The organism is Pseudomonas sp. St316 (assembly GCF_018325905.1).
In the GTDB taxonomy this organism is placed as follows: domain Bacteria; phylum Pseudomonadota; class Gammaproteobacteria; order Pseudomonadales; family Pseudomonadaceae; genus Aquipseudomonas.
In genome coordinates this window covers 4750578-4773104 of sequence record NZ_AP021901.1, presented here as the reverse complement: position 1 = coordinate 4773104, position 22527 = coordinate 4750578, and the positions used below count along the sequence as shown (strand labels likewise).

Annotated in this window: 23 protein-coding genes; 9 read left to right on the top strand and 14 right to left on the bottom strand. The window is 61.4% G+C overall.

Going from position 1 to position 22527, the window contains the following annotated elements; all coding sequences use genetic code 11:
- Positions 1 to 26 precede the first annotated feature (26 nt).
- Positions 27 to 917, top strand: coding sequence for a pseudouridine synthase (locus KI237_RS21210; protein ID WP_212796919.1), 891 nt, complete (start codon positions 27 to 29; stop codon positions 915 to 917).
- A 936-nt stretch (positions 918 to 1853) separates the two neighbouring features.
- Here the strand turns inward: KI237_RS21210 and KI237_RS21205 are convergent.
- Positions 1854 to 2075 (bottom strand): YgdI/YgdR family lipoprotein, encoded by a 222-nt coding sequence (locus KI237_RS21205; protein WP_003199454.1) that lies wholly within the window; start codon positions 2073 to 2075, stop codon positions 1854 to 1856.
- Positions 2076 to 2150: 75 nt separating this feature from the next.
- On the bottom strand, positions 2151 to 2753 hold the full coding sequence (gene mobA, locus KI237_RS21200; protein ID WP_212796918.1) for a molybdenum cofactor guanylyltransferase MobA: 603 nt from the start codon (positions 2751 to 2753) through the stop codon (positions 2151 to 2153).
- A gap of 78 nt (positions 2754 to 2831) precedes the next feature.
- Here mobA and moaB point away from each other — a divergent pair, with 78 nt between their 5' ends.
- Both moaB and KI237_RS21190 read left to right on the top strand, forming a co-directional pair.
- Positions 2832 to 3371 carry a molybdenum cofactor biosynthesis protein B gene (gene moaB / locus KI237_RS21195; protein ID WP_212796917.1) on the top strand — a complete coding sequence of 180 codons (540 nt, stop codon included), beginning with the start codon at positions 2832 to 2834 and terminating at the stop codon, positions 3369 to 3371.
- Positions 3372 to 3393: 22 nt separating this feature from the next.
- Complete coding sequence (locus KI237_RS21190) at positions 3394 to 4581, top strand: molybdopterin molybdotransferase MoeA (protein ID WP_212800671.1); 1188 nt, start codon at positions 3394 to 3396, stop codon at positions 4579 to 4581.
- 59 nt (positions 4582 to 4640) lie between these two features.
- Here KI237_RS21190 and KI237_RS21185 read toward each other — a convergent pair whose 3' ends face one another.
- Both KI237_RS21185 and KI237_RS21180 read right to left on the bottom strand, forming a co-directional pair.
- Positions 4641 to 4949: a hypothetical protein gene (locus tag KI237_RS21185; protein WP_502937068.1), complete on the bottom strand. Its 309-nt coding sequence runs from the start codon at positions 4947 to 4949 to the stop codon at positions 4641 to 4643.
- 157 nt (positions 4950 to 5106) lie between these two features.
- The gene (locus tag KI237_RS21180) at positions 5107 to 5265 is read right to left on the bottom strand and encodes a hypothetical protein (RefSeq protein ID WP_212796916.1); all 159 of its coding nucleotides are present in this window, start codon (positions 5263 to 5265) and stop codon (positions 5107 to 5109) included.
- Between the two features lie 30 nt (positions 5266 to 5295).
- Between KI237_RS21180 and yegS the strand changes: the two genes are divergently transcribed.
- Positions 5296 to 6213, top strand: coding sequence for a lipid kinase YegS (gene yegS, locus KI237_RS21175; RefSeq protein WP_212796915.1), 918 nt, complete (start codon positions 5296 to 5298; stop codon positions 6211 to 6213).
- Here the strand turns inward: yegS and KI237_RS21170 are convergent.
- The 3 genes from KI237_RS21170 to KI237_RS21160 form a co-directional block, all read right to left on the bottom strand.
- Positions 6197 to 6856 carry a response regulator gene (locus KI237_RS21170; protein ID WP_212796914.1) on the bottom strand — a complete coding sequence of 220 codons (660 nt, stop codon included), beginning with the start codon at positions 6854 to 6856 and terminating at the stop codon, positions 6197 to 6199. The two genes, yegS and KI237_RS21170, sit on opposite strands and share 17 nt — an antisense overlap.
- Positions 6853 to 7746: a sensor histidine kinase gene (locus KI237_RS21165; RefSeq protein ID WP_212800670.1), complete on the bottom strand. Its 894-nt coding sequence runs from the start codon at positions 7744 to 7746 to the stop codon at positions 6853 to 6855. Before KI237_RS21165 ends, KI237_RS21170 begins: the two co-directional genes overlap by 4 nt.
- A gap of 233 nt (positions 7747 to 7979) precedes the next feature.
- Positions 7980 to 8450 carry a hypothetical protein gene (locus KI237_RS21160; RefSeq protein WP_212796913.1) on the bottom strand — a complete coding sequence of 157 codons (471 nt, stop codon included), beginning with the start codon at positions 8448 to 8450 and terminating at the stop codon, positions 7980 to 7982.
- Between the two features lie 482 nt (positions 8451 to 8932).
- Here KI237_RS21160 and KI237_RS21155 point away from each other — a divergent pair, with 482 nt between their 5' ends.
- Both KI237_RS21155 and KI237_RS21150 read left to right on the top strand, forming a co-directional pair.
- Entirely contained in the window at positions 8933 to 9856 is a 924-nt protein-coding gene (locus tag KI237_RS21155) for a chemotaxis protein CheV (protein ID WP_003183670.1), read from the top strand.
- A gap of 71 nt (positions 9857 to 9927) precedes the next feature.
- A complete protein-coding gene (locus KI237_RS21150) occupies positions 9928 to 10737 on the top strand; it encodes an MOSC domain-containing protein (protein WP_212796912.1) in 810 nt (269 codons plus the stop codon).
- A 211-nt stretch (positions 10738 to 10948) separates the two neighbouring features.
- Here KI237_RS21150 and ppnP read toward each other — a convergent pair whose 3' ends face one another.
- The 6 genes from ppnP to KI237_RS21120 form a co-directional block, all read right to left on the bottom strand.
- Entirely contained in the window at positions 10949 to 11233 is a 285-nt protein-coding gene (ppnP, locus tag KI237_RS21145) for a pyrimidine/purine nucleoside phosphorylase (RefSeq protein ID WP_212796911.1), read from the bottom strand.
- 93 nt (positions 11234 to 11326) lie between these two features.
- A complete protein-coding gene (locus KI237_RS21140) occupies positions 11327 to 11869 on the bottom strand; it encodes a 3'-5' exonuclease (protein WP_057451016.1) in 543 nt (180 codons plus the stop codon).
- A 62-nt stretch (positions 11870 to 11931) separates the two neighbouring features.
- Positions 11932 to 13902, bottom strand: a complete 1971-nt coding sequence (locus KI237_RS21135) for an acetyl/propionyl/methylcrotonyl-CoA carboxylase subunit alpha (protein ID WP_212796910.1) — start codon at positions 13900 to 13902, stop codon at positions 11932 to 11934.
- A 132-nt stretch (positions 13903 to 14034) separates the two neighbouring features.
- A complete protein-coding gene (atuD, locus tag KI237_RS21130) occupies positions 14035 to 15192 on the bottom strand; it encodes a citronellyl-CoA dehydrogenase (RefSeq protein WP_212796909.1) in 1158 nt (385 codons plus the stop codon).
- A 33-nt stretch (positions 15193 to 15225) separates the two neighbouring features.
- Positions 15226 to 16842, bottom strand: a complete 1617-nt coding sequence (gene atuC / locus KI237_RS21125; RefSeq protein WP_212796908.1) for a geranyl-CoA carboxylase subunit beta — start codon at positions 16840 to 16842, stop codon at positions 15226 to 15228.
- A 157-nt stretch (positions 16843 to 16999) separates the two neighbouring features.
- Positions 17000 to 18814: an acyclic terpene utilization AtuA family protein gene (locus KI237_RS21120; protein WP_212796907.1), complete on the bottom strand. Its 1815-nt coding sequence runs from the start codon at positions 18812 to 18814 to the stop codon at positions 17000 to 17002.
- 180 nt (positions 18815 to 18994) lie between these two features.
- Here KI237_RS21120 and KI237_RS21115 point away from each other — a divergent pair, with 180 nt between their 5' ends.
- From KI237_RS21115 to KI237_RS21105, 3 genes are all read left to right on the top strand, one after another.
- Complete coding sequence (locus tag KI237_RS21115) at positions 18995 to 19621, top strand: TetR/AcrR family transcriptional regulator (RefSeq protein WP_212796906.1); 627 nt, start codon at positions 18995 to 18997, stop codon at positions 19619 to 19621.
- A gap of 115 nt (positions 19622 to 19736) precedes the next feature.
- On the top strand, positions 19737 to 20513 hold the full coding sequence (locus KI237_RS21110; RefSeq protein ID WP_212800669.1) for a substrate-binding periplasmic protein: 777 nt from the start codon (positions 19737 to 19739) through the stop codon (positions 20511 to 20513).
- 70 nt (positions 20514 to 20583) lie between these two features.
- Positions 20584 to 21597: a GNAT family N-acetyltransferase gene (locus KI237_RS21105; protein ID WP_212796905.1), complete on the top strand. Its 1014-nt coding sequence runs from the start codon at positions 20584 to 20586 to the stop codon at positions 21595 to 21597.
- A gap of 150 nt (positions 21598 to 21747) precedes the next feature.
- Here KI237_RS21105 and KI237_RS21100 read toward each other — a convergent pair whose 3' ends face one another.
- Positions 21748 to 22296, bottom strand: coding sequence for an RNA polymerase factor sigma-70 (locus KI237_RS21100; protein WP_024619408.1), 549 nt, complete (start codon positions 22294 to 22296; stop codon positions 21748 to 21750).
- Positions 22297 to 22527 lie beyond the last annotated feature (231 nt).

Sequence of the window (22527 nt, the reverse complement as noted above, 5' to 3'; positions counted from 1 at the left end):
CCCTGCAAAATGCCTAAGAGTTTTCAATGTCCGGTTCATCGTTTTCCGCCGCTCATCATCAGGCCAGTACGCTGTACCTGCCGCCCGGTTCCTGGCAGACAGTGCTGGAGTGCTTGTGCGAGCATTTCAGCACCATCAGTCGCGAGCAGTGGCTGGACCGGATCGCTCGGGGCCGGGTATTGGACGGGGAGGGCAAGGCCATCGGTGTCGACCTGCCCTACCGCGAAGGCCTGCGCATCCACTATTTTCGTGAAGTGCCCGACGAGAAGCCGATTCCGGTGGTGGAGTCGATCCTGTATGCCGACGAGCACCTGGTGGTGGCAGACAAACCGCACTTCCTGCCTGTCACCCCGGCGGGCGAATACGTCGAGCAAACCTTGTTGCGACGGCTGATCCGGCGGCTGGACAATCCTCATCTGGTGCCCCTGCACCGCATCGACCGGCACACGGCCGGGCTGGTGTTGTTTTCGGCCAACCCGCACACCCGTTCGGCGTATCAGTCGTTATTTCCGACGCGGCAGATCGAGAAGCGCTACCAGGCCATTGCCCGCGCGTTGCCTGGGTTGACCTTTCCCCGAGTGCATAAAAGCCGAATGATCGATGGCGAGCCGTTCTTCCGGATGCAGGAAGGGCCGGGCGAGCCCAATACCGAAACGGCTATCGAAGTGCTGGAAAGGAAGGGGGAACTGTGGCGTTACGGCCTGTATCCGGTCACAGGCAAGAAACATCAGTTGCGGGTTCACATGAGTGCCCTGGGAGCGGGGATCTGCAATGATCCGTTTTATCCTGATGTGCTTCGGGATGTTGAGGATGATTACGCGAATCCTTTAAAGCTGCTGGCGCAAGGGTTGCGTTTTGTTGATCCGGTTAGTGGTCAGGAGCGGGTGTTCGAGAGCCGTATCGTGTTGCAGTTTTGATTTTCTGTTGGAGGGGGCGGTGTGAATATCCGTTGCTGCGGTAACGGCTGCTTAGGGTTCCGCCCTTACGGCGGGTCACTTTTGGAAGAGCGCCAAAAGTAACCAAAAACGCTTTTGCCCCACCACTCGGTGCCTCGCTTAGGCTCGGCATGCCCTCACTCCGGCATTGCTCCGTGGGCCGCCGCGAAGGGCCATCCATGGCCCAGCGCGGCTATCCCGGCATCCATGCCGGGATGCCCACTGCGCAATGCCTGCGTTCGGCCAGCGTGGTTTAACGGGGCTCCCAGATCAAGATCAAGATCAAGATCAAAAGCCAAAGTAAAGCAAAGCAAGAGCGGGGCATGTCCGGCATCTATGTGGCTGAGCCACTGCTATCGCGAGCAAGCTCGCTCCCACATTGGATCTTCAGCGGACACAGAATTCATGTGCATCGCCAAACCTGAACGAGCTTGCTCGCGATGAGGCAGGCACACCCAACATCACCGCAAACTGATCCTCCGCTTTCGCGAGCAAGCAAGCCCGCTCCCACAGGAGAAACGCGATCCCCCAAAACCAGGTCGGCTATAAGGCCGCCTCGCGGCGGACGTTGATCTCGGCGCCCCGTTAACCACGCTGGCCGAACGCAGGCATTGTGGAGTGGGCATCCCGGCATGGATGCCGGGATAGCCGCGCTGGGCCATGGATGGCCCTTCGCGGCGGGCCCACGTAGCAATGCCGGAGTGAGGGCACACCGAGCCTAAGCGAGGTGCCGAGTGGTGGGGCAGGAGCGCTTTGGTTACTTTCGCGCTTTTCGAAAGTGACCCGCCGTAAGGGCGGAACCCTAAGTAGCCGTTACCAAAATAACGGATATACCCCCAAAACAAGCCCAAAAAAAACGGCGCTCCCCTCTCCAGGAAGCGCCGTTTTTCTAGCGACATAGGGCAGCAGCGTTACAGATTACAAATCCTTAACGGTACGAACCTGATCCTTGTTCACGCGAGTCTGCTTGCCATCCAGCTGCTCGAATTCGTAGAAGCCGCTTTCTTCATCGTAATGGGGGGTATCGACGGCCTGGATTTCGCGACCGTCATTCAAGGTGATCACTGTTGGCGAAGCGCACCCGGCAAGGGTGGCGAGGCCCAGAGCGAGCATGAACGTGGCGAGGGTCCGTTGTGTCATGGTGTTTCTCCGAAATGGATTCTTCAAGTTACTGACCTTCAGACGTATACATCGCGCGCAAGTTCCTGGCTAGTGTCAATCTGACACGCCTTTGTGTCGGGCCAATAACTCCGGGGTGTTCAGATTTGCCAGGCGGGGATCGTCGGCTGGGCATTGCAGTGCAATCGCGTGCAGTGCACGCATGATACGCCCGGGGCTGCGTTCGCCTTCGCGCCAGGCTTGTTCGAAGCTCGATGCCAGTGCCAGCGGGATGACACACAGCAGCGGCTCCCAGTGCTCGCCGTGCCGCACCATCAGCGGTTTGTCGGGGTGCTGGCTGGCCGTCTTGCGCATGTTGTCGAGCAGGCTCGAGTCGATTTGCGGTACGTCGCACGGCAGCACCAGCAAATACGGATGCCTCGCTGCCTTGAGGCCTGCCCGGATGCCTGCCAGCGGCCCGGGAAAGTCGCCTTCCTCGTCATGCACCAACTGATCGGCATACATCGCATAATGTTGTGGGTTGCGGTTGCAGGAGATGATCAGGTCATCGCTCATGGCGCGGGTCTGACGATGCAGATGGGCAATCAGCGGTTCGCCCTGCCACGGCACCAGGCCTTTGTCCTGGCCGCCCATGCGTTGTCCGCGCCCGCCCGCCAAGAGCAGGATGGAGCAGGGTGGCAATGGCGTGATCGAGGTCATGGCGTGTCTCCGCACGGGCGAAAAAATGAAGCGCTGTGATATAACACCGGGCTGTTTCCTTCACAACTGGACGAGCCTATGAAAGCCAAGGCTGATGTACCTTTCGTGCCGCTCAATATCGCGGTGCTGACTGTCAGTGATACCCGTACCCTGGAAACCGATACGTCCGGGCAGGTCTTCGTCGATCGGCTCACGGCTGCCGGCCACAACCTCGCGGAGCGGGTCCTGCTCAAAGATGATTTGTACAAGATCCGTGCGCAAGTGGCGACCTGGATTGCCGAGGAGGTGGTGCAGGTGGTGCTGATCACTGGCGGCACCGGTTTCACGGGGCGTGACAGCACGCCGGAAGCCGTCACGTGCCTGCTGGACAAGCAGGTTGATGGTTTTGGCGAGTTGTTCCGCCAGATATCCGTGGCCGACATCGGCACTTCCACCGTGCAGTCCCGCGCGCTGGCAGGCCTGGCCAATGGCACGCTGGTGTGTTGCCTGCCGGGTTCGACCAACGCGGTGCGTACCGGATGGGATGGCATCCTGGCCGAACAACTGGATGTGCGGCATCGGCCGTGCAACTTCGTGGCTCATCTGAAACAGGCAGCGCCTTGTGAATCCCGTGGGTAAACCGGGCAAGGCCGGCGCCTTGATGGCCGTTGAGGTCGCGTTGGAGCGACTGCTCGAGATGGCGGCGGCCACGCCGATTGTCCAGCGCGAGCATTTGCCTTTGGCCGCGGCGCTAGGGCGAGTGCTCGCCGAGGATCTGGTGTCGACCCTTGATTTGCCGCCATGGCCCAACAGCGCAATGGATGGCTATGCCTTGCGGCTGGCTGACTGGAACGGCGAGCCGTTGATGGTAAGCCAGCGGATTTTTGCCGGGCAGGCCCCGGAGCCGCTGGCCGTTGGCACGTGTGCACGGATCTTCACCGGGGCGCCAGTCCCTGCTGGCGCCGATTGCGTCGAGATGCAGGAAAATGCCGTGCTTGAAGACGACCAGCGGGTGCGGTTTACCGAGCCTATGGTCAGCGGACAGAACATTCGCCCCCAGGGGCAGGAGACCACCGTCGGCGAGCAGGTGCTCTCTGCCGGTACGCGCCTGGGGCCGATCGAGTTGGGGCTGGCCGCCTCCTTGGGCTGTGCATCGCTGCAAGTGGTGCGCAAAGTCCGCGTCGCAGTCCTGTCCACAGGAGATGAGCTGGTCGAGCCTGGGCAGGCGTTGGGCCCAGGCCAGATCTATAACAGCAACCGCGTGCTGTTGTGTGGCTGGCTGCAACGCATGGGTTGTGAAGTGGTTGACGCGGGTATTCTGCCCGACGATTTATCGACCACCCGCGAGCGCCTGGCACAGTTGTCTGATGTCGATCTGATCCTGTCCACCGGTGGGGTATCGGTGGGGGAGGCGGACTTCCTGGGCATCGCCTTGCGCGAGGACGGCGAGCTGGCACTATGGAAACTCGCCATCAAGCCGGGTAAGCCTCTGACGTTCGGGCATTACCGTGGCGTGCCGGTCATAGGCCTGCCTGGAAATCCTGCCTCGACCCTCGTGACTTTCGCACTGCTGGCACGGCCCTACCTGCTAAGACGCCAAGGCGTTCAGTCGGTGGCGCCGCTCAAGTTCAAGGTGCCGGCCGGTTTCGTCTGGCCGAAGGCGGGCAGTCGACGAGAATACTTGCGAGGCCGAATTGAGAACGGTCGGGCGATCATCTACCGCAATCAAAGCTCGGGTGTCCTGCGCAGTGCCGCCTGGGCCGAAGGGCTGGTCGAAGTGCTCGAAGGACGGACGCTGGTGGAGGGCGATGAAGTGGGCTTCATTCCCTTGAGCGAAGTCCTGGGCTAGCACTGTGGCGGGTGTTCTGCGGCCCGAGTCGGATCCTCGGGCCTTCACGCGCCTCACCTTCATCGTGTGAGCAGCATCACCACCTGATCGAATCGATTGTTCGCAATCCAGCCCAGCAGGCCGAGCACCACCGCTGCAGCACCAGCCGAATAGGCTAGTCTGTGGCGGATCACCTTTACGTCGGTGCGAATTTCATCCATGTCTTTGCGGATGTATTTGAGGTGGGTTTCCAGTTCAACGACGCGCGGTTCCAAATCAATTCCTCCAACGGGATTACTGCAACTTTTGCATTCGTCCTGAGTATTGGCCCGCCCGCTTCCAAAAGGCGCGTGCTGCCGGGGCATCAGCTTGTATTCACGGTTATGCATGGGGCAGTTCATCCCCTTGGTCATAACTGTTCGAACGACTGATCCGGCCCCAGCGGGCCGTGACGTATCCATCCATGGGTAAGTGCTTCCTTGTGTGATGAGGGTTTTAGCGTTCCAGCAAAACAGAAGGCCAAGGTGTCTCAATACCGCTAGAGGGTCAATTGAGCTGATTCGCCAGATCTTGTAAGAAAACTCTTCGAATCAAGGCGTCCCGGTCGAGCGAGTGGCCCTGCGGGTTTTCTCCCGGGGTAAGTCTTCCTGCTTTTTCAATAAATTGAGATGTTTTGGGCTTTTTCGCGCGATTGAGTGGTCCCATTTCCTGAACCTGGCAATGACGGAGACAACGATGAGCAAAGGCAAGGCGCTGTTGATTTTGCATGGCAAGCAAGCGCTCAACGAAGAGGTTCGCGCGGCAGTGATGCTCAAGCGTGAGCAGGGCTGGGACCTGGCAGTACGGTTGACCTGGGAGGCCGGTGACGCCCAACGATGCGTCGATGAGGCGCTGGAGGCCGGTTATACCCGACTGATCGCCGGCGGCGGTGATGGGACCTTGCGTGATATCGCCGAAGCGATTGTCCTCAATTCCAGTGATGCCAGCCTGGTACTGCTGCCGCTGGGAACTGCCAATGATTTCGCCCGGGCGGCCGGTGTTCCGCTGGAGCCTGCGCAGGCCCTGGATTTGCTCGACGTTGCGCCGCAGTCCGTGGATGTGGGTGAAGTCTGCGGTCGGATTTTCCTGAACATGGCCACCGGCGGTTTTGGCAGCCAGGTGACGGCGAACACCTCCGAGGACCTCAAGAAAGTCCTGGGGGGCGCGGCCTACCTGTTCACCGGCCTGTCACGATTCAGTGAGCTGAGTGCCGCCTATGGGGAGTTGCAGGGGCCCGATTTTCACTGGCAAGGCGATTTGCTCGCGCTGGGTATCGGCAATGGCCGTCAGGCGGGGGGCGGCCACGAGCTGTGCCCGCAGGCGTGGGCCGATGATGGGTTGCTGGACATCAGCATCTTGCCGGCGCCTCAGGAGGTGGTCAGTACGTTGAGGGACTTGCTGGCGGGTGGCCTGGGCATCGACAACATGTTCGTCCGCGCGCGCTTGCCATGGGTGGAGATCAAGGTCGCGCAAGGCCTGGATATCAATCTCGACGGCGAGCCGTTGCAGGTAGACGCCCTGCGTTTCACGGTCCGCCCAAAAGCACTGCGCGTGCACCTGCCGTCCGATTCGCCGCTGTTGGGCGGCGCGACGGCGCTCAATCGTCCAGGCTGATGATCTGTTCGCGCACCGCGAACAGCACCAGGCCGGCCACGTCATGGATCTGCAGGCGCTTCATGATTTGCGCACGGTGGGTTTCCACGGTCTTGATGCTCAGGTTCAGGCCGTTGGCTATTTCCCGGGTGGACTTGCCGCGCACGATCAGCCGCAGTATTTCCAGCTGGCGTGCCGTCAGGTTATGGGCCCGGGCAGGGTCCGACTGATGTTTCTGGACGCGGGTCAGTGCCTGGTTGATCACGGTATGGGCGATGGCCGGGCTCAGGTAGCGTTCGTTGTTGCGCAACGCCTCCAGGGCGTGGTTCAGCTCATTGGCGGTGGTGTCCTTGAGCAGGTAGCCATGGGCTCCTGATTCCAGCGCCTGCATGATCAGCGCCGGATCCGTATGCATGGACAGGATCAGCACCTTGCTGTGGGGGCGCACCCGCTTGAGCTGTTGCAAGGCGTCCAGGCCGCTGGTGTCCTTCATGGAAATGTCCAGCAGCACGATATCGGGGTTCAACCGTTCGACCAACTCGACCAATTGCGTGCCGTCACTGGCTTCGCCAATGACGGCATAGCCCGGGATATCCATGACCAGCGCGCGTACGCCGGCCCTGATCAGGGAGTGGTCATCTACCAGGAGCAAATTACAAATCAAAGGAGAACCTTATTCTTACTGGCCCGTTCCAGGGCTCGCGGCGCCCAGGGAAAGCGTGCTTCGATGTGCGTGCCCTTGCCGGCCTCGCTGATGACCTTGAGGGTGCCGCCCAACTGTTCGACCCGCTCCGACATGCCGGCCATGCCCCGTTGACCTTCGCGCGCGGGGTGGGTGGCCGGGACAAACCCCTGGCCATCGTCGCTGATCAGCAGGGTCAGGCCGTCGGGCAGGCGTTGCAAGCGTACCAGCAGATTCGTCGCCCGGGCATGGCGCAAGATGTTGGTGACCGCTTCCTGGGTGATCCGGAACACCGCGACCGACATTTCCTCCGGGATGCCTGCCATGCGCTGTTGGCAATCGAGGCTCCACTTCACCGGGGCATTGGCCAGGGTCTTGAGCAGGTGCGCCCGCAGGCTGGCTTCAAGCCCAAGACTGGTCAATTCCCTGGGGTTGAGGATCGCCGATACATCGCGGACCTTGTTGAGGGTTTCGTCCAGCGTCTCGCACAGGAGCGCGCATTGGCCTTGCAGTTCTTCCGGCATCCGGCGCTTGAGCCATTCGCCTTGCAGCTTCGCCGCGGTCAGCAACTGGCCAATGTCGTCGTGCAGTTCGCGGCTGAGCCGATGGCGCTCGTTTTCCTGCACCTCAAGCAACCGGTCGGCCAGTTCCTGGGGCTGGAACTTGATGGATTTGCGCGACAATCGATGGTGGATCCAGACACAGGTCATCGCCGCGACATTCAGTGCCAGCAAGCTCAACGGCACCGTGTGGGCGTAGAGGTAGGCCAGCAGGCAGCCGACGGTCGAGCAGATGCACAATAACAATGTGAAGCGACGGGCGTTTTCTCGGGAGGGAGGCCAGGTGATGAATGACTTGAGACTGGCGTACATAGCGGATGGAGCCAATGAATGTTCGCTGCGGGCTGGCCGGTCAGCGTATCTGACAGGCCCGGTCGGGTAAACGTTTCAGGTCGAGGGCAGCTTCGGTCGGCGGCTTTTACGGCGCTGTCTTGAAGTGGCTGACGCGCGAGATAGTACCACTTCGCCTATCGTTGGTCGCGCTCGGCATGGCGCGGTGAAAGCGCTGCGAATCAGGCACGCCGCGCTGAGCCGGCATCATCGTCTCAGGCTTGTTTCTGGGAGTAGGGTACCAACGCCAGCGGGCGTGACGCTGCCGATGCCTGGCTGGGGCTCTGGCCTACCTGGAATGCGAAGGCCTCGATCAACGAGATCTGTTCGCTGCTGTCCAGGCCCAACTGGCCGGTGGTGTGATCGACCAGTTCCAATTGCCAGGCCATCAGGGTCAAACAATCCTTCAGGGCGTCCAATGCCTCGTCATGCAACTCCATGTGGTTTTGCGCGTGACTGAGCAAGCCATGGATATGCAGTGAAAACTCCGAAACGGCTTCCAGCGCCAAGGCATTGGCCTTGTTCGACAGTTTCAGCAAGCTGCTGAGCATGCAATCGATGGCATCCTTGTCGTTGTTGATCAATTGCAGATGGCTCAGGCATTCCTCCGACTTGGCCAATAGCGTCTCGGCCTCGATCAGAAGTTCGGGAAGACGCTCACTCCAGTTCCTACGATCGTTCGGCATGCTTATCTCCACAACATCATGTCAGGCGAAAGAAAACCGCTGATGACGAACGGCTGGATCTCAAGGTTGACCGAGGACGGACGCACGGCGACACGCCCATGCCGTTCAGCGAAAGTGAATTCGCAAACAATTGCACGGATGGGATCGGCCGAAAGACTGGCGGTCCGATGTCCTGTGGTCGCGCACAAAAGCCTGACTCCGTTCAGCAATGAGAATGGCGTCACATTAATGGCTATTGGATAACGGGAATATCAGGTTGGACCTGATTGTGCCTAGGGGAATCCCTTAGGCAGGGGAACTTAGCGCGCAAACGAGAGTCGCGCGGCATGGATAAGTTGCAGATGAAACCATGAAGCCAGTAAAGCATGATGTTAATGTGACATCAATGCCCCACGCTTGTATTTTATCCGGGGGTCAAGATTCGGCTCGTGCAGCCGATATCTCTTTTATTGGATTCATCCGAACAAGCCCAGGAGTCATCGATGGCCGGCATTCTCGACACAGTAGATCAACGAACCCAACTGGTGGGTGAGAATCGCCTGGAAATTCTCATGTTCCGCTTGGCGGGTCGACAGCTGTTCGCCATTAACGTGTTCAAGGTCCAGGAAGTGCTGCAACTGCCGAAACTGACCCTGATGCCGCAGCGCCACCCGTTCGTGTGCGGCGTGGTCAATCTGCGGGGCCAGACGTTGCCGGTGATCGACCTGTCCCAGGCCATTGGCATGCGTCCGTTGGTACCGGGCCCCAACAGCACCATTATCGTGACTGAATACAACCGCTCGGTTCAGGCATTCCTGGTGGGCGGTGTCGACCGCATCGTCAATATGAACTGGGAAGCCATCCTGCCTCCACCGACCAGCGCTGGCCGCGAGCACTACCTGACGGCCATCAGCAAGGTGGACGATCAGTTGGTGGAAATCATCGACGTGGAAAAAGTCCTGGCCGAAATCGTGCCGTACAACGCCAAGGTCTCCCGCGACAAGCTCGAAGACCCGGTGCTGGAGCGCGCCCGTGGTCGCGAAGTGTTGCTGGTGGACGACTCCAACGTCGCGCTCTCGCAATTGCGCGATACCCTGGGGCAATTGGGCGTGAAAATGCACATCGCCAGCGACGGCCTCAAAGCCCTGAACATGCTCAAGGCCTGGGCCGATACCGGCGAGGTGATGACCGATAAATTGCTGATGATCTTCACCGACGCTGAAATGCCGGAAATGGACGGCTACCGGCTGACCACCGAAATCCGCAACGACCCGCGTCTGCGTGGGCTCTATGTCGTACTGCACACCTCGCTGTCCGGCAGCTTCAACGATTCGATGGTCAAGAAGGTCGGTTGCGACAACTTCCTGTCCAAATTCCAGCCGGACAAGCTGGTCGATGTGGTGCGCCAGCGGCTGATGCTCGACTAAAGCCGATGGTGGTTTGCTTCAATGGCCGGCTCGTATAAGGTGGCTTTTTTTCGCCACCAGGGAAGTTGACCATGTTGCGGCTGAGCGCGCTGTATCGGTATCCGTTGAAGTCCGGCAAGGGCCAGCCCTTGCAAGGGATCGGCCTGGACAAGCTCGGGCTGGACGGTGACCGGCGCTGGATGCTGGTGGATGAGGGCACGGGGCGTTTCCTGACCCAGCGAGCCGTGGCGAAGATGAGCCAGCTCTCAGCGTTGTGGAACGACGCGGGCGGCCTGACGCTCAGCGCGCCGGGCCATGGCGCCATCGACGTGTCGCTACCGCCAGTGATGGAGGAACAGCGGCGTGGGGTGATCATCTGGCGTGACACCTTGCGCGTGCCGGATGCCGGTGACGAGGCAGCGGCCTGGGTCAGCGAATTCATCGGCAATCCTACCCGCCTGGTGCATGTGCCGGTGGATCTGGCACGTACCACCGCCGCCGGTTATGGCAAGGATGACGACAAGGTCGCCTTTGCCGATGGTTTCCCCCTGCTGCTGATTGGCCAGGCGTCCTTGCAGGACCTGTCGAGTCGGGTCGGTCGTTCGCTGGAAATGTTGCGCTTTCGCCCCAACCTGGTGGTCGAGGGCAGCGAGGCGTTTGCCGAGGACGGCTGGAAGCGCATTCGTATCGGCGAGGTGGAGTTCCGCCTGGTCAAGCCATGTTCGCGTTGCATCATGACCACGGTCGATCCGCAAACCGGCGAACGCGATCCGAATCGCGAACCCTTTGCCACGTTGCAGCAATACCGTTCGACACCGGACGGTGCGATGTTCGGCCAGAACCTGGTCAACGACGGCAACGGCCGGCTTGAAGTCGGCATGCCGGTTGAAGTGCTCGAGTAAAAGATCCGTGAACAAAAATGCCCGTGTCACTGGACACGGGCATTTTTATTCACCCCGATGCCATGCCGGGGCTCTTGTGGCGAGGGGTTTTCCCCGCTCTGTGGGAGCAAAGCTTGCTCGCGAAACAGCCACCCCGATCTCTGAGAGACCACGTCGCCTTCATCGCGGGCAAGCCTTGCTCCCACAGAGGGTTAAACTCCCTCGCTACAGATTAGCCGCGATACTCACACAGGTAAGCGGTATCGATGGCCACTTTGAGCTGGAACTTGCTGTTGGCCGGTACATTGAACTGGCTGCCAGCCTCGAAGGTTTCCCAATCGCGGCTGTCCGGCAGCTTCACGGTCAGGGCGCCGGAGACGACGTGCATGATTTCACGTTGGGCCGTACCGAACTCATATTCGCCCGGCGCCATGACGCCGATGGTCGCAGGGCCTTCGGCAGTGCCAAAAGCGATCGACTTGACGGTGCCGTCGAAGTACTCGTTGACTTTGAACATGGGCGATTCCTCGAAAAAGGGGCTGAAAAGGGCCGGCCAGTATGCACAAGGCGTCGACATTCGTCATCTGCCGCACCGATAGGTGATTGCCGCTCAACCCGGAAGCACCAAGGGCAACAACCGCGCGGTATTGCGCGCATCTTCCAGCGCACGGTGCTGTTGACCGCAGAATTGCAGGCCCGCCAGTTGCAGCGCGCCATTAAGCCCCAGCGGTCGCTCCAGTCGACGGGCCTTGGCGAAGCGTTGCTTGAGGTTCATGTGCGGCACCTGGCCGAGGACACTGTGCAACTGCTGGTGCTGCCATTCCTGAAGCAGTTGCTTGCGGTCGTAATCACCCCAACTGACCCAGCTTTCCAGCTTCGACTGATACGGCGCCAGCCAGCGTTCGAACGCCGGCCAGACCTCGGTCAAGGGCGCGGCACTGTCGATATTGGCCTGGGTGATGTGGGTCAGTTCGCGACAGAAGGGCGTGAGCAGCGGTCGCCTCAGGGGCCGCACGAAGCGCTGGAAATGATCCACTTCGCGGCCGTCACGATTCACCAGCGTGGCGCCGATTTCGATAATTTCCATTTCGGTTACCGGCCAGCCACCTTCATCGGTGGTGGCCTCCAGATCAATCACCAGCCAGTGAGGCATTGCAGGGTTCCTGGTATCGGCGTGCTGATGGGTTTGAGCGTAGTCAAACCCTCGGCATCCGACTAGTGGGCCGTTTCAACGCGCAACAAAACCTGGCGGTTTTTCACCTGGTCACCCCGCGTGACCTGCAATTGCCTGACCACGCCGTCGACGCCTGCCTTGAGCGGGTGCTCCATTTTCATTGCTTCAAGCACCATGAGCAGTTGGCCTTGGCGCACCGTGCTGCCTTCGCGGACCAGCAGCTCGACAATGGCGCCGTCCATTGGCGCCTTGAGTGTGCCGTCGCCGGGGCTGGCCTTGGCGGCGCTGGGGGCCAGGGTCCGATCTTGCAGGTGTAGGCCGCCAGGGCGGGTGAACAGCCAGAGATCGTTGCCATCGAGGCGCCAGCAATACCGCCGGCCAATCCCATCGATCACCAGTGTTGCGCCATGGGGGGTAGCCTCGAGCAGCCTCAGTTCGATCAAGCACCCGGCACTGCGGATGTTGAGTGCGCCGTCGGTTTCGGCCTCCAGGCTCAGCGCCCAGTCGTGCTCCCCGACGCCGATCCGGTAGTGCAGTGCCGCGCCGATGCTGTTGCGCCATCCGCCCAGGCCCGGAGCATGCCGTGCTTGAGAGGCCAGGTAAAACGCCGCCGTGGCGATGGCGAGTTGTTCGACAGAGGGCTCAAGGGGCTGGAGCGCCGTATGGTTGGCAAAGTGCTGCCCAATGAATCCGTTGCCGAAGTCACCGTCGATGAACCGCGGGTGTGCCAGCAACCCGACGAGCAATCGCTGGTTGCTCTGCACGCCAAGCAATACGCAATCTTCCACCGCTCGCAACAATTTGCGTCGGGCCTGCTCGCGAGTGACGCCGTGGACGATGATCTTGCCCAGCATCGAATCGTAGAACGGGGTGATGGCTTGGCCCTCCAGCAGGCCATGGTCGATTCGCACACCGTCCCGTATGGGCGGCTCCCAACCGATCAACCGCCCGGTCTGGGGCAGGAAATCCGCCGCCGGGTCCTCGGCGTACAGTCGCACTTGCATGGCATGGCCGCTGAGCGTCACCTGCTCCTGGCGCAGGGGCAGCGGCCTACCAGCGGCGACGTCCAATTGCCAGGCCACCAGATCCAGGCCGGTGATCAACTCGGTGACCGGGTGTTCGACCTGCAGGCGCGTGTTCATCTCCAGGAAGTAAAACCGACCGTCCCCGGCGAGCAGGAACTCCACGGTCCCGGCCCCGACATAATTCACTGCGCGTCCGGCCTTGAGTGCCGCGTCCCCCATGGCCTGGCGCAGGTCGGCGGTCATGACCGGGCAGGGCGCTTCCTCGATGACTTTCTGGTGGCGCCGCTGGATCGAGCAGTCCCGTTCGCCCAGGTGGATCAGCTGACCGTGGTGGTCGCCGAAGATCTGCACTTCCACATGCCGCGGATCGATCAAGGCCTGTTCGAGGATCAACTCGTCGCTGCCAAAACCGTGCAGGGCCTCCGAGCGCGCGCTGCGCAACTGCTCCAGCAGGTCCTCGGCCCGCTGGAGCAGGCGCATGCCTCGGCCTCCGCCACCGGCGCTGGCCTTGATCATCAACGGATAGCCGATGCGCCCGGCTTCGCGCTGCAGCGTGTCGTCGTCCTGAGCGGCGCCCTGGTAACCAGCGATGCAGGGAATGCCGGCTGCAATCATGGCGTTTTTTGCCCGGCGCTTGCTGCCCATCAGGTCGATGGCCTCGGGGCTGGGGCCGATGAACACGATGTCGGCGGCTTCGCAGGCCTTGGCGAATCCGGCATTTTCCGAAAGAAAGCCGTAGCCGGGATGGATCGCATCGGCCCCGCAGCGCCGGGCTGCACCGAGAATGGCCGAGGGGTTGAGGTAGGACTGCTGCACTGCGGCCGCGCCGATCAGCACGGCTTCATCGGCCATGCGCACGTGCAGCGCATCGGCATCGGCCTCGCTGAACACCGCCACCGTGCGATAGCCCAGGGCCTGGGCGGTGCGCTGGATCCGGCAGGCGATTTCGCCACGGTTGGCGATGAGGATTTTGCTGAAGGTCGGCATGGGGTCATCCCAGGACTTTTGTGGTGTCTGTTTGGGCCTCATCGCGAGCAAGCTCGCTCCCACACTGAACTGTGTTCACCCTCCTTTGTGGGAGCGAGCTTGCTCGCGATAGCGGCCTGCCAGGCAAGGCGCTCATTTTTTCTTCCCCGGCAAAATCCCCATGAGTTTGCAGATGATCCCCAGCATGATTTCGTCCGCACCAGCACCGATGGACACCAGTCGCACGTCGCGATAGGCCCGTGCCACCGGGTTGTCCCACATGAAGCCCATGCCGCCCCAGTATTGCAGGCAACTGTCGGTGGTTTCCCGGGCCAGGCGTCCGGCCTTGAGCTTGGCCATCGACGCCAGCCGCGTGACGTCCTGGCCGTTGATGTACTGCTCGGTGGCCTGGTAGACCAACGCCCGCAGGCATTCGATCTCGCTGACCAGCTCCGCCAGGCGAAAGTGGATCACCTGGTTGTCGATCAGGGCCACGCCGAAGGTCTTGCGCTCCTTGCAGTACTCGATGGTGCTGTCGATGCAATGCTCCAGGCCCTTGATCATGTTGGCCGCGCCGAACAGGCGTTCTTCCTGGAACTGCAGCATCTGCATCATGAACCCGGCGCCTTCCTGGCCGATGCGATTGCGTTGTGGCACGCGCACGTCGTCGAAAAACACCTGGGCGGTTTCCGAGCTGCGCATGCCGAGTTTGTCCAGGTGTTGGCCGAGGCTGATGCCGGGGCTGTGCATCGGCACCATGATCAGCGATTTGTTGACGTGGGGCTTGTCGTCCGAGGTGTTGGCCAGCAGGCAAATGAAGTCGGCGCTGGGGGCATTGGTGATCCACATCTTGCTGCCGTTGATGACGTAGTCGTCGCCGTCCTTGCGCGCCGTGGTCTTGAGGCCGGCGACGTCGGAGCCTGCGCCGACCTCCGAGACGCCGATGCAGCCGACCTGTTCGCCGCGGATGGCCGGGCGCAGGAACGCTTCACGCAACTCATCGGAGCCGAAGCGGGCCAGGGCCGGGGTGCACATGTCGGTCTGGACGCCGATGGACATGGGCACGCCGCCGCAATGAATGCTGCCGAATTCCTCGGCCGCGACGATCGAATAGCTGTAGTCCAGGCCCATGCCGCCGAAGGCAACGGGTTTGGAAATGCCCAGCAGGCCCAGTTCGCCGGCCTTGCGGAAAACCTCGTGGATGGGGAACCGCCCGGCTTTCTCCCATTCGTCGACGTAAGGGTTGATGTCATGCTCGACAAATTGGCGAACGGTGCCCCGCAGTGCTTCGTGTTCCTGGGTGAAGATCATTGTTATGGTTCTCCTGTGAGCCGTGGAGCGTCCTCAGAAACGGGCCACGCCGAAGCTGTTGGCTTGCAGCGGCCGCTGCTCGGCCTCGTGACAGATGTCCAGCAGGTAGCCCAGCAAGGTGCGCGTGTCGCGCGGGTCGATGAGCCCGTCGTCCCACAGGTTGGCGCTGCCGTAGAGAGCGGTGGACTGGCTATCGAGTTTCTGCGCGGTGGTTTGCTCGAGCAGGTCGAGCATCTTCGGATCGGGGGTCAGGCCGTTCTTGATCTGCGTGGCCTCAGTGACCATGCGCAGGACCTTGCCGGCCTGGGCGCCGCCCATCACCGCCGTGTGGCTGTTGGGCCAGGCGAAGATGAAACGTGGGTCCAGCCCACGGCCGCACATGGCGTAATTGCCGGCGCCGTAGGAGCCGCCCACCACGACGGTCAGCTTGGGCACCCGGGCATTGGCCACGGCCTGGATCATCTTGGCGCCGTGCTTGATCACCCCTTGTCGCTCCGACTCGGTGCCGACCATGAACCCGGTGGTGTTGTGCAAAAACAGCAACGGTGTGCGGCTCTGGTCGCACAACTGGATGAACTGCGCGGCCTTGCTGGCGCCCTGCGGCGTGATCGGTCCGTTGTTGCCGATCACGCCGCAGGCATGGCCGCGAATGTGCAGGTGACCGCAAATCGTCTGGGCGTCGAACTCACTTTTGAACGCCAGGAAATTCGAGCCGTCGGCGATGCGGGCGATGATTTCCTGCACGTCATAGGGTTTCTTCGGGTCGTCGGGAACCAGTCCCAATAATTCGTCAGCGGGGTAGAGCGGCTCCGCCCAGCTCCGTTCGGGCTGTGGCGGCAGTTGCGCATTCCAGGGCAGCAGGCTGAGGATCTCCCGGGCCAAGCGCACGCCGTCGGCGTCGTTCTCGGCCAGGTATTCGGCGGTGCCGGCCACCTGGGCATGCATCTGTGCACCGCCCAGTTCCTCTTCGCTGGCCACTTCTCCGGTCGCGGCCTTGAGCAACGGCGGCCCGGCCAGGAACAGCCGCGCCTTGTCGCGCACCACCACCACGTAATCCGACAACCCTGGCTGATAAGCCCCGCCTGCGGTGGCCGAGCCATGTACCACGGTGATCTGTGGCAGGCCCATGGCCGACATGCGTGCCTGGTGGGCGAAGCAGCGGGCGCCTTCGACGAAAATCTGCGCGGCGTAATTGAGATTGGCGCCGCCACTTTCGGCGAGGGTGATGACCGGCAGCTTGTTTTCCATGGCAATCTGTTGCAAACGCAGGGTCTTGTACAAGCCGCTGGGGGAGATCGTGCCGCCCTTGATTGCGCTGTTGTTGGCCACCACCAGCACCCGCAGCCCGGACACGTAGCCGATCCCGGCGATCAGGCCGCCGCCGGCCTGGCTACCGTCCTTGTCGTCATGGAGTTTGTAGCCGGCCAGGCTCGCCAGTTCGAGGAACGGCGCGCCAGGGTCTAGCAGCAGGTTCAGGCGCTGGCGCGGCAACAGTTGGCCGCGCTGGTCGAACTTGCCCTGGGCCTGGGCGGCTTTCTCCAGCACGGCTTGTTCGAGCTGGCGCAGCTGTTCGACACCGGCCAGCATCGCCGCGTGGTTGCGAGCGAAGTCGGCGCTGTGCGGGTCAAGGTGCGATTCGATCACCGCCATGGGCATTCCTCATGTTCGAACTCATTAACGCCAAACTCCGTGGCGAGGTTGTGTAGGAGCTGCCGAAGGCTGCGATCTTTTGATCTTGATCTTTCGCTTGCGACTCAATTGTTTGGGACAAGATCGCAGCCTCGTTGCACTCGTCAGCTCCTACGGGTCAACCTGCATCAGGGCGGTGTGGGGAGGCGTTGACTCGGTCGGCAATGTGTTGCGGCACCGGTATTTGAATCTCCAGCAATTGCTGGGCGAACGCCTTGCCTTGGGGATCGATGCGCAGACTGGCGACGCCGCCGCCGAGGGCATTTTCCAGCAGGAAATTCAAACTGTGGGTGCCCGGCAGGTACCAGCGTTCGACCCGCCCTGACAGTGGGTCGAGCACGTGACTCATCCAGTCGACCATGACCTCTGGCGTCAGCGCCTCGGCGATCCAGGGCAGGTATTCGGGTTCCCGGGCGATCACGCCAATGTTGCTGTGGTTGCCCTTGTCGCCGGAGCGCGCCACCGCCAGTTTGACCAGCGGCACGCTGGCATCGGCCCGGCCTTGGGGTTTGGGCAGGTCCGGGGCGACCGGCAGATCGACGGTGTGCAGCGGTTCGAAGGCGGGCAGTGGGCAAGGGTGGCGCTGGCCATCGAGTTCGATGTCGAGCGGGCAAGTGGCTTTGTCAATCAGGAACGAGAACAGGCGAATCAACGGCGACACCGTCGGCCGGCCGCCGACCAGCCCCGTCAGCCCTGGCGCCATGCCGGTGGCGGCTTGGGCGATCTCCCTGGAAAACAGCACCAGCGGCTGTTTCTCCGGGTGCCGAACCGCCAGCTTGATCACCACCTCACGGCTGTCCCGGCGCTGGCTGTGCTGGCCGTAGGTAGCTTCGCTGCCCAGCAGTTCGATGTTCACTTCGCTGTAGGGCGCCCAGCCTCGTTGGCTGAAAATCTGTGAGGTCTTGGCGACGATTGCCTGGCCGACCCGTTCAGCCTTGGCCACCGCATCAATGCCGGCGATCAGGCAGGTGGCGGTGCAGCGCCAACCGTCCGGCCAGGTGGCGCTGACCTTGTATTGATCGCTGGGCGGCAAGCCCTTGGCGCCGTGGACGCGCACGGCGTGCTTGCCTTGCTGGATCAACCTGACCTGGCTGAAATCACAGATCACGTCCGGCAACAGATAGCCTTGCGGGTCGCCGATTTCGTAGAGCAACTGCTCGCCGACGGTCAATGGCGTGACCAATCCGCCGCTGCCTTCGGCTTTGGTGACCGTGAACTGGCCGTCGGCGCTGACCTCGACGATGGGAAAGCCGATGTGCTCATAATCCGGCACTTGCTGCCAGTCGGTGAAGTTGCCGCCCGTGCACTGGGCGCCGCACTCGATCAGGTGCCCGGCCAATGCGGCCTGGGCCAATCGGTCGTAATCGTTCCAGGCCCAGCCGAATTCATGCACCAAGGCGGCGCTGACCACGGCGCTGTCCACCACACGGCCGGTGATCACGACATCGGCCCCCAGGCGCAACGCCTCGACGATGCCGGGCGCGCCAAGGTAGGCGTTGATCGACACGCACGCGCAGGACAGGGGCTCGCCACTGAACATTTCGCGCAAGCCCTGGACAGCGAGCCGTTCGCTTTGCGGTTGCAGGTCATCGCCCAGTAGCACGGCGATCTTCAACGGCACGCCCGCCTGATCGCAGGCCGCTTGCAGGGCCTTCGCACAGGCCTGGGGATTGACCCCGCCAGCGTTGCTGATGACGCGGATCCGGTCGTCATGCAAACGTCGTAGCAGCGGAGTTAGGACCTCGATGAAGTCCGTGGCATAGCCGCTCGAAACATCCTTCAGGCGCGCTCCCGCCATGATCGACATCGTTACCTCGGCCAGGTAATCGAACACCAGGTAATCCAGCGCCCCGCCCTCGACCAGTTGCTCCGCCGCAGTACAGGTATCGCCCCAGAAGGCGCTGGCGCAACCGATACGGATGGTTTTTGGCATGGCGTTCCCTCCGGCAAAGGTGGCTCGAGACTACCAAGCAAGCGCTTGGTTTGTAAACGGTCGCTGGTTCTTCTGGCCGAGCGCTTGCTTGGCTGCCTCGGTCAGCTTAAATTGCCCGCGCCAGTGATGGTTTGGTGTGCAATGCTCGTACGTAGGTTGATCGACTGTAGGAGAGAATGGGTGGATGAGCAAAAAGCCCTGGGCGTGATGCGGGAGCTGGTCGATAACGGGCAACTGACCGACCCGGACAGTGCTCGCGGCAAACTGCTCCAGACCGCCGCCCACCTGTTTCGCAACAAAGGCTTCGAGCGCACCACGGTGCGTGACCTGGCCAGTGCCGTGGGCATTCAGTCGGGCAGCATCTTTCACCATTTCAAGAGCAAGGACGAAATCCTGCGGGCGGTGATGGAAGAAACCATCCGCTACAACACCGCATTGATGCGCGCCGCCCTGGCCGAGGCCGACAGCGTACGTGAGCGGGTGTTGGCGCTGATCCGCTGCGAATTGCAGTCGATCATGGGCGGCACGGGCGAGGCCATGGCGGTGCTGGTCTATGAGTGGCGTTCGCTGTCGGAGCAAGGACAGCGACAGGTGCTGGCCCTGCGTGATATTTATGAAGACTTGTGGCTCGAGGTCCTGGGCCAGGCCAAGGAGGCCGGGTATATTCGTGGCGACGTGTCCATTACCCGGCGGTTTCTCACGGGCGCGTTGTCCTGGACCACTACCTGGTTTCGCACCGAAGGCAGCCTGAGCCTCGATGAGCTGGCCGAGCAAGCCCTGATCCTGGTGCTTGAAGAAAAACAATAATCGAGCAATGCCTTGAATGACCGTGTGGCTGGCTAAGTGGCTGAAACCGCCTAGCTTGATTGTTATTGATGGGACTTTTGGGGAGTGGGTTATCTTGACGTTTTCGCCGATGGGGATGACCTCGCGTCTGTTGCTGGCTGTTCTGGCCGTTTTCCTGGCGTTGCCGATCGAAGCGGCGCAACTGGTGCGGATCGGCGCGGCGCATTTTCCGCCTTATACCGTTCGTCCCGAGAACGGTGCCGACACCGGCCTGTTGCCGCAAATGGTGGAGGCCTTGAACCAGTTGCAAACCGACTATCAGTTCGTGCTGGTGCCAACGTCGATCCCGCGCCGATTCAATGATTTCAAGCAGGGCCGGGTCGACATGGCGATTTTCGAGAACCCTGAATGGGGCTGGCAGGATGTGCCGCATACCTCGGTAGACATGGGGCTGGAGGACGCGGAAGTCTTCGTCGCCCAGCGCGAGCCGGATCGACAGCAAAGTTATTTCGCCGATCTCAGGGGCAAGCGCCTGGCACTGTTCAGCGGTTATCACTATGCCTTTGCCGAATTCAACGCCGATCCCAAGTTCCTCGCCGGCCAATACAACGCGACGTTGACCTATTCCCACGACAGCAACTTGTTGATGGTGTTGCGCGGGCGCGCGGATATCGCCCTGGTGACCCGTTCGTACCTCAACGATTACGTATTGCGCAATCCCGAAGTCGGCCCGCAATTGCTGGTGTCGGAACGTATCGATCAGGTTTACCACCATTACGCGCTGATCCGTCCGCAAGCGCCCATTTCCAGTGAGGCGTTTGCGCAGTTGCTGCAAATGCTGCGGGATAACGGTCAGTTGCTGAAGATTTTCCAGCCCTACCAGATTCATCTGGTGCCCGTGCATTCCCATTGAATGTGCCACTAAATTTCCCTTCCTGGCTCACGTCCCACGTTGACTACCGACGAATACGCGAGCCCCTCCCATGTCCAACCTCAATCACCCGACGACGTTGCCCTTGCCCGGCGGCCGTCGCCTTGGCGCCGATGAAACCGAACGCCACCTGAGCCTGATGCTCGAAGGTGCGCCGCTGATCCGCCTGCGTCTTGCGCGTGGTCCCGAGTTGCACGTGCACTTGCAGGAAATCAACGACCGACCGGTAGGCCCGGCGCTGTGGGCGGCCTGCTATTGGCTGTTTGCTCGCGACTCTGACTGCCAGCGCCTGACCTGGCACCTCGACGAGCGCCCCGGCGAAGCCTTGCTCAGCGGTTTATTGACCGCCACTGAACGTGCCGGTGAATATATTTGCGAGCGCACGATGTTCTGGCAATTGCCGCAGCCCTGGCTGGGAGTGTCGTTCAACGGCAGTTACCCGCAACACATGATCATCACCGATGGCCAGCGCCATCCACGCCGGCCCCTCAAGCCCCGTGGCGAGGTGTACCGGCGTTTCGATGCGCGGCTGGGCGCCTGGGTGTCCTTGCGCACCTTGGAAATCGAGCAGGACCTCACGCGTTTCAACCGCTGGCAGAACAGCCCGCGGGTGGCGAGCTTCTGGCAGGAGGAGGGCAGCCTGGAACAGCATCGCGAGTACCTCGGCAAGCTGCAGGCCGATCCCCGGGTCTTGACCTTGATCGGCTGTTTCGATGATCAGCCGTTCGCTTATTTCGAAGCCTATTGGGCCAAGGAAGATCGGATCGCGCCGTTCTATGATGCCGGCAACTACGATCGCGGCATCCACATGCTGGTGGGCGAAGAGCAACACCGGGGACCGCACAAGGTGGCCAGTTGGCTATCGGCGCTGGTGCATTACCTGTTCCTGGACGATCCGCGCACCCAGCGCGTAGTCGCCGAGCCCCGCGCCGACAATGCCCGGATGATCGGACACCTGCACAACCAGTGTTTCCACTGCGAAAAGGAATTCGATTTCCCCCACAAGCGCGCGGCGCTGATGATCCTGGGGCGTGAGCGGTTTTTTGATCGGTGTGGGTTGATGTGAGGTTTGGCATGGGGCAGGTGGTGGTCATCAGGCCGCCATCGCGGGCAAGCCTTGCTCCCACAGGCTCCGGGCTTCACACACTATTTGTCCGCCAGAAAAACCTGTGGGAGCAAGGCTTGCCCGCGATGAGGCCGGAACTGACACCGCAAGTTACCGCCGGGCGAAGGTATCCCCCCGAACCCCCGACACCTTGCGGCAATGCACCAGGGCATCGCGGATCATGAAGTTCACCAGGGTCGGCGAGACGCCCAGTTCCTTGGCGATGTCCTTCTGTGGCACGCCATGCAGGCGATACATCTCGAAGGCATAGCGGGTGCGGCTGGGCAGTTCGGTCAGCGCGTCGGCGATGTGCTCCAGCGTGGAAAAATTGATATGGGAGGTTTCTGGCGAAGCTCCCTGGATCACCACGTTCAACCCTTCCTCCTCCGGCCCCGAGTATTTCTGTTCCAGCGCCTGCTTGCGGTAGTGGTCGATCGCCAGGTTGCGCACGATCTGGAACAGGTAGCTGAGCTGCGCCTTGAACGAAGAGGTGATCTGGGGCGCCGATTGCAGCCGGAAAAACGCGTCCTGCACCACATCTTCCGCGCGGGATCGGCAGCCGGTAATGCGTGCCGCGATCTTGACCAGGATCAATCGGTTATCGACGAATGCCTGGAGTAACGGTGAGTCGCACCTGCTTGTGGATACTTGTTCCGTCATGGAATTCACCTTGCTGCAAAAAGTTAGCAGGACGCCCGGATGCCGTACTCGTCCTACACATCGAGCGCCAAATTAGGCTTAATGATAATGATTGTCAATTGAGAAGAAGAATTATTGATGCAATGAAGTCCAGCCTCGGTGCCGCGACCCATTGTCGCGGCGCGTGGCTGTCGGACGCCTCGGTGCGATGCTTCGGTGACTAGGCTCCTCGACTAATTATTTGTCGGGACT